Source organism: Acinetobacter sp. RIT698 (assembly GCF_009668065.1).
Taxonomy (GTDB): Bacteria; Pseudomonadota; Gammaproteobacteria; order Pseudomonadales; family Moraxellaceae; genus Acinetobacter; species Acinetobacter guillouiae.
Genome location: NZ_WJYH01000013.1, coordinates 82,498 through 96,047, shown reverse-complemented (window position 1 = coordinate 96,047; position 13,550 = coordinate 82,498).

Sequence of the window (13,550 nt, the reverse complement as noted above, 5' to 3'; positions counted from 1 at the left end):
GGCTGAACCTCTAAAAATCTGATATGCATAAGTACCATTTGAATCTGTTCCGTGATATCCAAATAAAGATCCATATCGCTGAGGCATATATAGTGTATTTGCTGTTGGATTACCTTGTTGCCAATCCCCGTGAGCAGTTACAGCAAATTTATTCACACCCAACACATTCGCAAAACTAGAAACTGTATTCACATTTGCTAGAGATGCAATAGGCGCAAGACTATAACCACCAATGCCTGCATCACCTAAACCTAGCGCAGATTTTGCACCAGATATTGTTGCTCCACCTGTACCACCTTTAGCAATCGGTAAAACTGTTGGCAATGCACCTGCACCATCAGCACCAAGTTGATTATAAACTTCTGTAAAATTCGCATTCGTTTTTGTGCCAGTTGAGCGAAAAGTATCTCCACCAGCACCAGTAGGTGCAGTACCTAAATTAATTGTTTGCTTAGCCATATTTTTCTCACTAAAAAGCCCCAGCTAGTGGGGCGTGAAGTTAATTAGATTTAAGGGTAAAAAACTTGGGTAAAAGTGGTGGAGATAGTCCAGATCATTCCACCTACTTGACTCGGTGTATAACTTGTATCTGTTTTAACTCTCACCTCTCCATCCAAAGGAGAATTCCATAGAAATGAATCAGAGCCTTTATGTCGATCAAAAAAAGCTTTGATTTGAAGAATTTCTTCCTTGGTAGATGTAAATTTGTAAGGCCACTCCCCCTTTTTATTGTTGATGCCTACTGAGATATTCTGCTCGTAGCCATCTCCAAATTTAGAAGTCAAAATATTGAAGTTTTGTTTGCCTGAGTTTCCATCCAGATCACACGGAAATGTAAATTTTTCATTGCTCATAAATTGCGTCCAATAAAAAACCCACTCAGGTGAGTGGGTTTATGGTTAAGGAAATTAAAATTCTGTTATTGTAATTTATTAAGCTTTTTTTGCTTATTCGATCCATGGAACACTTTTTCTAGGTCCATATATGTAACCATCAACAATCCAAAATTTCCCACCATCTTTTGGTCCATAGATATACCCATCTGCTATCCAATATCTACCACTGTTTTTAGGCCCATAAATATAACCACTTGCAATCCAAAATCGCCCCGAAAGCTCAGCGCCATATATATAATCACTATTAATCCAATAGCCTGTGTACATAAAGCAAATCCTTTTTATATGTATATTATTTTTAACAAGATACTAATTTTGAGGTCAAAAAGAAACCTCCCGAGGGAGGTTTAAGTTAACTTATAAGCATTTTTATGCTAAAGAAAATAAGTTTTGTTCGTTTGGCTTTTTTAAGGTATCACAGAAAAACATTACTTCTTTAGCTCTAATTCGATGATAAGCACTATAATTTAAGTCATAGTCTGTCATAAAATAATCGCTATAAATATCAATTATCTCATCACACTTATCATAAGAAACAATCCATTTTGTTTTGATATTATCTAAAGCATTTTTAATACAAACATGATCATCATGATTGTAGAAGTTTCTATAGAGCCCTTGACCTTTGACATAGTAAGGAGGATCTAAATACACTAATGAATTTTCAGGAAGCAACAAGTCAACTCTATTAATTAGATCCAATGCATCTTCATTGTAGACATGGATTTTTGAAGCATTTAAACCAACTTTTTCAATTCTTTTTTTAAGGTTTACTTTATTGAATCTAGCATCAAGTGTGTATTGTCCATCTTGCTTTTTACCACCAATTACACCGCCTTTTAATATTCCAGACCTGTTAGTGCGATTCATAAAAAAAGCTGCAAACCCTTTTATCAATACATCATCACATTCAATATCGTTTAGGATCGTCTTTTGCTTGTACCACTCATCCATATTGACGGGCGTATCAATCAATAATCTTAAGAATTCTTCTGTGTTTTTGGTAATAGACTCCCAAAAACTATAAACAGCTTTGTCTATATCATTGATATGAATATCAGATACATAGTTTGAGTATAGTAGATCGAGGGCGACCCCTGCTCCACCCGCATATGGCTCAAGGTAATGACCACCCACCAAGCTATTTTCTTCAAAAATAGTCTTTACCACTGGTGCAAATTTTCCTTTTCCACCAGGATAACGTAAAGGCGTATTGTATAGGTCAACGCTCATGAATGATCCAATAATCTTTTGACCATTTTAACAGGTTTCATTTGAGATGGCCATAACCTATTTATGGATTAAGAAATTCTGAGACTGAATCTTTCATTAACGGATGCGTTTTTCCTACAACGCCAATAATAGCCGTCTTGAGCTTTTCCTCAAAACCTATGAATTCTTTAGGATTTCTTTTGATCATAACCATGAACGGGTTATCAGCAATTTTCCCTTTTATTAGTTTTTGAATTTTATCATGCTTGTAGAAACTTTTGAATTTCTCCCTAGTCCTTCCATCATCATCTTTGGATTTCCCTCTCTTATTTTCAACTATTTGTTTTAGGTCATAATCATCATCTGGTAGCGAACCAATATCAAGAAAATCAAATACAGGTTGAGCAATTCTTTCAAACACTGGTCTAGTAAAACCAGAATTATTCCTCCAATACAAATCATCTTTTGGTAACTTATAGAGAAAATCAAACAACAATTGATCTGGTGGTAAATCAGTTGGTAACTTTATAGTATTGAAAAACTTATCCCCATTCTCCTCATCACCATCAAAAACAATTATGCTATTTCTATAGAACTCTGGAATTTTCTTTTCAATTAACGAAAGATAGTTTTTGCAACCTAATGTTATATCTTTCATTGGATTAACAAGCTTGAGTGTATTACGGCTCCTAGCTAACATTCTATAAAATTCGTAAGCTTCCCCATCTTCAAAATATACATTGATTTTAGGTATTTTCTTTTCAGGTTCAAGCTCGACAGTATCGATGAAGAGATCTGCTAAAATTTTACTCCATGGCTGATCCTCTAAAACGTCAACCTCACCATAGGTATCCGTCATATAAATCGTTTTATAGTTTTTTTTATCAGTTTTTGATTTTTCAAATATATCCTGAATTATTAAGGGTGAATGAGAAGTAAAAATAATTTGTAAATCATATCTTTTTGCAAATCGTTCAAGTGTTTTAATTACTTCCACTTGAGCTGCGGGAAAAAGTCCGGCATCCAACTCGTCAATTAATACAATGCCACCATGATAATTATTAAACTCTTCTTTCAGCTTCTTGAAAGAATATAAACCCATTAAAATTTGACCAGTATTATCCTCACCTACAGAAACAGATTCATGGTCATAAGAATCGCCATGTACTACCATAGAATCAATTGTGCCAGTGGTTCCAGAAATATGCTTTCCTGTGCTTTTACCTAACATTCTGTTATTTTCACGGGTAAACTCATTTTTAATACCCTGTAAATACTCAGATTCTTCACTTAATTGATACTTATCCCTTTGTGCAATTGGAAGTAATCTTTTTAAGCTAAGATAAATAACAGGATGTGTAACATTTCTACTTGGATTTTTTGCGATAGGTGTAACAATATTATTTCTAACAACTGGTCGAGCCCTTGATCTATCTGCAGAATTATAAAGACCAAGCTTTAAATCAGTTAATTCAGATTCAAAAAATGCATCATACAATTCATATTCAACATCCATTGATCCTGGTAAATCGTGTTTAACAGAAAGTCTAAAATGTTCAGAAAAAGCCGACTTAAATGGTTTACCTGATAATGTCTTAAAATCTAAATCACTATTAGTTGAGTAATCTTTATCAAAACTAAATATCTGAGCTATCATTCCTAAAATAGTTGATTTTGATGTACCATTTTTACCACAAATAACTGTTATTCTATTTCCTAAATTTATTTCTAAATCAGAAAGTCCTCTAAATTTTTTTACTTTAATTTTCTCAAGTTTAGTTAATTTAGATCCCATGTCTACCCTACCAATTTATATTCTTAATCAAGTTTTTTTAAAATAATCTCAAGCCCACCAAAGCGCTTAGTCAGTTCTTCTAAAAGCTCTTCAGTTGATAAAGTGGAATTATCAAGCTTATTTGTTTTAAAACTTTCTTGAAGTCTAAGAACCACTTCAGCATTAATAGACCGACTATTATTAATGGCCGCATGCTCTATTTCTTTTTTCAACTCGATAGGCACTCGAATATTAATTTGAGGGTCTGCTCTAGACATCACTTTGAAGCTCAAAAAATTTATATAAGAATAATAGTATTACCGTGCTTGACACAATAGTATTACGGTTATATATTTATATCACCGTAATAAAAATAGAGTTCATATGGCTAGAAATGACCCTCAAATTAATATAAGAATTCCTGAATCTACTTTAGAGAAGTTCAAAACAGAAAGCGGAAAAGAGCGAAGGAGTTTAACGGCTCAATTAAATTTACTAATTGAAGATTGGTTAAATAAAAGATCAGTTAAACCAGAATAAATAAAAACCCGATCTAGATCGGGTTTTTATTTATTCAAAAATCTATCATTTTTAACCAATAATTCTATTCATGAAGTTTTTCCATATACTCATCAGTTATATGGTCTTCGACAGTTAACCACCCTAAGCTACTTTTACCATTATCTACTACGTCTATGTGATTGTCGCCTTTGTAGACTAAAACATCTTTACCTAAAAACTTTAATGAATTCCAAAAAGAAGAACCACTCAATACCTCAAGAGCAAGATGAATATCGTCACGAAGTTGATCGAGTTCTTGTGTGTAGTCTAAGCTCAGATTATTTAAAAGCTTTCCAAAAACAACACGCCTTTTCCCATTCTTTAAATGAAAGACTTTCACATCAGCATTTGTGGGAGCGGAACTCTGCTTTAATAAAAAGCTATCTTCTAATCTCGCAACAATATCAGCATTCATCGAACGATTATGCTCTTTAGCTGATTCAACAATCTTATCTTTGAGATCCTGCGTCATACGCATCTTGTATTCAACGTCTGAACTTCTAGCCATTTTTCTGCACTCGAATTATTTAATTTATAATAGTATCCCCAATGGGGATTGACAAGAAGTTTTTAACGTTTTAAATTACAAAACATCCCCATAGGGGATATGAAAAGCCTCGATGACTTTGGACGGCTATCGAGGCTTCTATCAACTTTCTTTCAAGGAAAAGTGACATGACAAGTCTAACATTAAGTTTCAACGAAGTGAAATTTAACCCTGTTCAACAGGATGGTCAGATCTGGTTATCTGCTGGTGAACTAGCTAGAGCCTTGGGGTATGCAAAGGCAAATGCTGTTACTCAGGTTTATGATCGTAATCAGGATGAGTTTTCACCAAATATGACTCAAATTATTGATAATCCTCAGAGCCTCAATTTGAGGCTGCGGATTTTCTCATTACGGGGCTGCCATCTTATTGCTATGTTTGCTAAGACTGCAATAGCTAAACAATTCCGCAAATGGGTACTCGACATTCTTGATAAAGAAGTCGGTCAACCAGTAGCTAAAACACATAAATCTGAACGCGAACCCCTAACCAATGCTGTAAATCTTCTCGTGGCCAAGACTAAACATCTTAACTATAGCGATGCTTACAAACTCGTTCACCAACGATTTAATGTAAAACACATCGATGAGATTCCTTACGATGAAATCCCTGTAGCGGTTGAGTATGTTCATCACTTGATTGCTTTGTATAGTCAGGCAAACAAACACAAAGACACTGAGCCACATATTCAAGCTGTATTAAGTGATAAAGACGTTCAATTTCTAATGTGGTATGTGCCGATTCTTGCGAAGTTCGTTAAGAATGAACTCTACCCTGCTCTAACAGTTATTCAAAGCAGTTATGCAGGTCGCCTAATTGGACTAACTCAAGAAGTCTCATGTCACGCCAACATTTTAAACCGAAAAGCAATTGGCTATGGCTTAACGCTTAAGCATGTTGGTGATAAGCAACCTCATTCAATGGAATGGTATTTAGCTTGAATAATTGATACAAAAAACAGGGCTTTTGCCCTGTTTTTAATTTTTAAATTCTTTTTCACAATAAGGTGAAGCGTTTGATAAGGAATTGTCAGGTTTGTATTGATAAGTTGCCCCACCAAAATACGATACTTTCAAAGTTAAAGAAGATGCATCATTTTTAATAATAGTTTGCTTTAAACCATTTTGCATAAATAGTGAATCCCCATTGATTTTAAACTTCTCTAATGTGTCTTTGTCATTATAGCTAGCACACATCAACCCTGTACCATCATCATTAAACTTAATTGTGACAAGATAAGGACCATTATTACCAGACCAAAAACCTCTTAAATTTGTGATGGTGGGTTGCACATTAGTAAAGTTATTATTCGTCATTTCTGAAACAGGACTTACGCAACCAACTAAGCCAACTACGACACTTAATCCTAATATAATTTTCTTCATCACAAACTCTTAATTTATTTTGAATAAATCTAACATTTGAATGAATAAAAAGCTACCGAAGTAGCTTAACGTCTATTCTTTATTGCTTTATCTAATAGATAGCCTTGTTTCAAATTCCTTTGAATACCTCTATCAACCCCGTCATCAATCTTCTTATCCATCATTTTTCCAATTTGCACCAATAAATCTCCATTTGATGCAGTTGATGTTTCAACTGTTTCATTGGAGTAGTTGTTGATGATGATATTTGGCTGTGAGGCTACATTTGTTCTGGCTTGACTAATTTCATCATATTGCCTCCTTTCATTATAAGAATTACCGACAATCCCGCCATCTGAATAACCACCAGTTTTGCGTAGCTTTTCAACATTCCCAACTCCACCCCAGCGCTTGATGTCTTCTTGAGAGAATACGACTTCACCCTTATGAACTATGCCTGCTGGATCATGCTTTCCACCTGAACCCGTATAGCCTCCATTTGAGAATCCTGCAATTGTCTGGGCAGCAATTAAGCCAACGGAGGCATAACCAAGCCCTCTCACAAGCGCAGCGGCAGGAACCCCTAGAATTGGACCTAACTCCAGAGCCTTAGTTGATGCTAATTCGGTGCTGATAATTGCTTGAGCGATTGCTAAGGCTTGTTGTGTTAAAAACATCGCCTTATAAGCTGCGCTCTGCTCACCAGTTGCATCTTTAACCATGGTAGTTACACCACCCCAAACAGAACTAGCTTGGGTCAATAAGGAGTTATAGCCATTAAGCCTTTCATCTTGGATTTGGCGTTGTAAAACCTTCTCATCCTCAACCCCTTTCATTTTGATTAAAAGAAGTTGATTTTGATAATTTTGCTCAGCCTGTAACAACATTTGATTACGTGTTTCAGCTTCAATCAAGTACTGATCTTTGTCATCCTTCTTATTAATATCCTTAACAGAATTTTGATAAGAATCATAAGCACCACCTATAGAAGAACCATATTGATTTTGAAACTGCCACTGTGCAAGTTGTGGTTGAGTCATTGTGTTTTGCGCAATTACCTCATAATAAGCACGTTGCAATTCACCAGTTTGCAGTTCTAAAGCGGCTTTAAACTCATTGAGTTTGTCTTGTTGCAGTCTATGGTATGCCGCTAGTTCGTAGTCATGAAGTTGTTTAAGAGCAGCCTTATACTTAGCCTTACTCTCTTCACTATACTTACCTTCGGCATCAAGCCTTAAAACATTAGCATCGTAGGTATATTGAAGCTTCTGTGATTCAGTATATTTGTAGCCATTTAGCTCATAATCTTGTTGAAGATCATTAAGTTTCTTTTGTGCTTCAAATCGAGTAGTTAACTGAGCTTCATATGTTTTCTTTTCATCACCAGATAAAGCCGAATTTTCACGAATCTTCTTGAGTTGATCCTTATATTCTTGCTCCTCTTGAAGACCTTTAGACATAAAATCCTTACGGATTTTTTCGGCTTCTTCTTGGGACTTTTCAAGTAGCTTTACCTGATCATTTAAGAGCGATTCATAGTCTTTAGAACTCCCTGAAAAGCCGCTAATACCCCCCATATAGCCATAATAATCTTTGATGTACTGATTATTATATTTACCAAGATTTTTGCCTTTTTGGACATTTCCCTCACCTGCATGATAGGCACGAACAGCCTTCTCTACGTTTCCATTGAAAAGTTTCAATAGATATGAAAGATATTTTGCAGCACCTTCGGCAGATTGCGCTAAGTTATAACGATCTTTAACGCCATACTGATCACCAGTTCCTTTAAGAAATTGGAAACCACCTGCAGCACCAGAACCTTTGTTATATGCATTTGCATTACCACGAGATTCAATCATATGAATCGCAGACAACATTCCGCTTGGTAGCCCATACTTGCCTTCTAGTCCACCGAAGTTGTATTTAGCAGCATTAACCTTAACTTTTTCGTTGACCTGTAAGACTTTAAGTTGCTTCTCAAGCTCTTTAGTTCGATCTTTTTCGGATTTACTTGCTACATCCGATAGTGTTTTACGCTTCTGATCTAAGACCCATAGATCATTTAAAATTTTAGCTTGCTCGGTGGTTAACTGAACATCTCTTTCAATTTTGTTCTCTTTTCGCCAATTAAGTGCAAAATCAGCAAAAGTTGAAGCTTTCTGTTTATCACCACCAATATTTTTCAATTCTCGATTATAAGTATTAATCCAATAATTATCGTCAAGCATTGATTTGTTGGCAGATTTTCGGAGTTCACTTAGTCTCTGTTCATTGGCCAATTGCTTCCGTTTCTCTTCCGTTACCTCTTTTTCAGCAGCTAAAACACCTTGATGCTGACTTAAATAAGTATTTCTAAAATCAATTTGCTTCTTAAGCTCAACGTTCACACCAGCTACTGAATTCTTGTAGCTATCCGCTTGCTTTGATTGAGCAATAAATGAATCAATTGTTTTTTGAGGAATTGGAAGATTTTCCAAAAATATCCGCGATAATTGCGTTGCTGAAATTGTTCCTTTGCTATAACTATCTAGAGCATTTTTAGCAATAATTAATTGTTTTGCTGAGGCACCAGAATTTTCACTGATTTGAAGAAAGGATTCAGCTGATTTAACAATTGACTCTTTAGAGTTTGAATATGACTCATTTAGACGCTCAGACTCGTTTGTTAGCTTTGAAATTTTGTCTGCATTTTCCTCATAAAGACCTGAAGCTTTAGCCATATAGCTGTTTGCTAATTCTTTCTGATAACCAAATTCACGTGCTGAACTTATACCCTCATCTAATTGAGCAAAATAACGCTGCGCACTTTTAATCTCCCCATCTGTAAATAATTTTGATTTACTCAGATTCTGAAGTGCAGCAGCTGTACTTAAACCTTCTTCCTTGATCTTTTTAAGTTGATCAAGCATTAGGTTTTGACGTTTAATTTCTTCATTACTTATTGACTCAGAATTACCTGTTACCATTCCCAATAAGCTATCTTTAGCTTTTGAAACATCAGATTGTGATTTTTTGATTCTTTTATCAATTTCATCCATTTCTGAGATAAGTTTAGCTGCTGATAATTTACTATATTCAGCTGCAATCTCTCTAACCGATTGCTTTTGAATATTAAGAGAGTTTGTAGCTGAGTCTGTATTGTCTCTCATTAAAAGCATTGATGCGCCAACGGCCGCAACAATACCTACTAATCCCCCAGCTCCACCAAGTAATCCGAGCAAACCACGACCAGCTCCCATTGTTGCATTATTTGCTACAGCTGATCTTGTTCTAGCTGCCGCTAAAGCATTTTCAGTAGCTGTTAATTCTACGTTGATGGCTGCTTGCTGTTGACGCAATAACCCCATTCTCAATTCAGAATTAATTGCACCCTGATCTGAAATTTGTTTTTTCTTACGAGCTAATTCTAGTTTCAACTCTTCGATAAGTTGCGCGCGTGTAGCTTGAAGATTAACTAATTTAGCCTCCGCGCCTGCCAATTCTTGTGCTGCGGCTACTTTTTCAGCTTCAATCGCTGCCCATTGAATAGCTGTTTGTTCAACTAATTGGGTAGCTTTTCCATATCCTGCAACTACACTTTTATAAAGTGCAGGAATATAAGTGCCAACCCAATAAGCACCACCGATCATAGCAATGTTGGTTACATTGTTAAGGTTTTCTGCGAGTAAAGTTAGAGATCCTGAAATTGCATTTGCAGCCCCACTCCCTTTACCAGCCTCACCCACAAACTTAGTGACTTCATTGGATAATTGCGTGAATGACTGAGCAATAGTGAAATCTGTTTTGCCGAATAGTTCATTTACTGAGCCACGTGCCTTTGTTAAAGCATCAACAAGTACATCACCTGTAATCTTTCCTTCTGCAGCAACTGAACGTAATTGACCTACTGTGATTCCCATACCTTGAGCAATTGCCTTTGCAAGTCCAGGCGCTTGCTCCATAACAGAGTTAAGCTCTTCACCTCTTAGAACATTGGAAGCCAAAGCTTGTGAAAATTGAACTAATGCAGCTTCTGCCGAAGCAGCTGAACCACCACTAATTGCGATTGCTTTAGCAACTGTGTCAGTTAATTCTGCAGTTTTCGCTTGAGTAATGTTTAAACGCTGTGCATTGTCGGAAAAACGTTGATAGATCTGTGCAACCGAATCCCATGCTTGTGCAGTGTTTTGAGCGATTTTGAAGGTATCGTTCATTGCACTATTGAGTTCAGATTGGCTCTTAGTGACTAATTTAAGTTTGTTGTTTAAACCAGTATAAGTATCCACCTTAGCTATCGCAGTACCAACAGTCACAACTCCTGCCAAATACCCAGCCAACTGACGTGCTGCCACTGACATAGAGTTCATTGAAGTAGTTGCGTAATTACCAGTGCGTTCGATACTTTGTAGCTCTCGATCTAAAGCACGTGCATTACGTGCTGCTTGTTCTGAGCTAATTTCAATAATGAGTACGCTGCGTTGTTCAGCCATGGCTTTTCCTTTAGGCGTAAAAAAAGCGCCTAAGGGCGCATTGCGGACAATAAAAAACCGACCATTTGTAGGTCGGTTTATTTCAGAACTTGAGAGTAAAAATATGCAAATGAGACTATTAGAGCTGAACTAGCTATTCCTAATTTAAGTATCAAGTTTGCAAGAGAGTTGATGGTTTTTACTTTATCTGCAGCTTTTTGACTCATTTCACCAGTAACTATGATTTTTGTGAGCAAAATTTACCACCAGCGAACCGAATCAATATAAGCTGGCAACCGAATAAGCAGAATTACTACAAACAAAATAAATGCAGCCTGCCATAGAGTTTTTCGAACTTCCTTAGGTGTAACTTTTACAATTTCCACGGTAAATACTCCTAGAAATTTAAATGTGAATCGGTTATCTTTATTGGACATTAATTTATTTATCCTTTTGTTCTTAGTCGTTCAAATGGAAACAAAAACCTCAGTGCGCCAACACTGGGGTTTTTTCATACGCATTAAAAAAGCCAACTTGTTAGGTTGGCTTCGCTTGGTTAAATCTTAAATCTTGTCAATGGGTATTGATAATTCTATGAGTTGTAGTGGTGCGGTTCACAACTAGACCATCATTTTTTATTCATTTCACTCAAGTACTTCCCATCCAGCGCAAAAATACACTCAACAAAAAGCCCTCGATCTAAGTCACAACCATACACATCAAAATAGCTTTTAATGTCAGCAAGAGTGAGTGAGTCATAGAACCCACCACCCCGCGGAAAGGCAATAAAACGTCGAGCCTTTGAAATTAAATTAAAGGCTTTGATGATGTGATCTGCCGTGAAACTTGGTTCTAAACGCTCAGGCTGTTTTATGCCGAGCTTTTGGTAGACTTCTGCGGTTTTTTCTTCGCACCATTTGATGTTTCTTTGTTCGTAGTGCTTGAGGACTTTCCCACTTCATCAGCAATCTCTTCAGTCTTAGAGTCATGGATCACTTTAGCCTTTTCCATGATGAAGACGATAATTTCAAGTGATTGCTTTGAACTTGTGCAGATCAATTCAGCATTTTGCGCGCTGTATTCGATCGGCTTCTTATCCTTACCGACTAGTCCAACCCAGCCGAGCAATAAGTGTGAAACAGCACGATTAAAACCTAATTTAGCCTTAACCGCTCCTTCATCTGTTACTGCCTTAATGCCTGCAAGCTCTTGCTCAGCCTGAATCCCATTAAGTTCAAGCGAACGCTGAAATGATGGCTTATCAATACTCGCAATGAGTAATTTCACGCCATCTTTAAAATCAAACCATTCTTGAACGTATTCAATGGACTTCTGTTCTTCGATTTCAATTAACATGATTAAGGCCCCACAACTACAGGAATACGTGTAAGAGTCGGTGCAACATCCGCGACCGTGAATGAAAACTGAGTAGTTAATACATCACCTGCGCCACCACTTGGCAAAGGTGCAGATACTTGAACCTTAGGTAGTTTAAGTGTGTATTTATTACCTGCAGTATCTTTCAATGAATATTCAAGGCCGATCGGCTCATTTAAGAATTGTTTTTCATAAAGTTCTGCAGTGTTTTTGGACCATGCGATTGTGAAGTTACCACTGCCTTTCATAATGGTTTCTAAGATTGCGGCAATGTTATTTTCATAGTCTAAGCACTTCTGAATTTGCATCGTATTATCAATGGTTAATTCAATCTGTGTGATACACATTCCTGGTTTCTTTTCACCATCAATAAGAATGTCGCCGGTAGATAGACTAGTTAAAGGTACTGCATCCACTGCGGGTGTTACGGTACCAGTAGGTGCTACAGCATAAGCTGTACGCTTCATTCCCATAATTGCGAATTTAGAAGTCACAATGCCACTATCAGGAATCGATAAAGTCCACTGGTTAATGTGGCAACCGGTGAAAACTTGGAAATTATCAATATCACTAAAGCCACGGATAATTGATAGGGTTTTTCGAGTAGTGCCTCCAAAGGTTAAAACGTTGCTATTCCAAGCATTGAAGGCAACTAGTTCTAGAACTTTATCTTGAATCCCATATGCCCATTCAGACTCAATATCGCCTTGCACTTCAACACCAGTTACCAAAGTACCGGCTGCAATTCGTGAATCTTTGATCGTTTGCGATTCAGTTGTTTGTGCTGATGCATCTAAACCATTGGTGGTAAATGCAAATGTATTCCAAGTTGTTGCAATCACACCAGGTGATGCCTCAAAACCAACTCGGGTTAATTGTTTAGCTCCAGAACTCATGAAGTTCTCCTTAATTTAGGCATAAAAAAACCTCCTTTAAGGAGGTGGATAAAGTTGCTAGAAAGTGAGATTTGAAATCTAACCCTCTAGTTTTAAACTTGGTTGAGCATATTCAATCAGCTCATCTAATTTTTTCAGTATCTGTGGTCTAATTTGTTTTCCACCAACACTTAGAATTCTTCCTGCATTTGATAAGGTTTCTTTCCACTGATCGGCAAGCAAGGATAATTTTCCAATTTCAATTTGGATGCCGTTTAATGTATTGCGAGCCAATTCTTCTTGCTCAATGTAAAACTTGCGGATTTCAAAACCCTTTTCATTTCGTTCCATCATTCCAAGATGTTTTGTCATATCTACAGAAATAATGTATTCAGTTGTTGGACGTCCACCTTTTAGGTTTTCGTCTTTTTTGACGAAAACCATATAATCAAAATTTTCTTCAAATTTGCATTGAGTAATACGTCGCTTAATC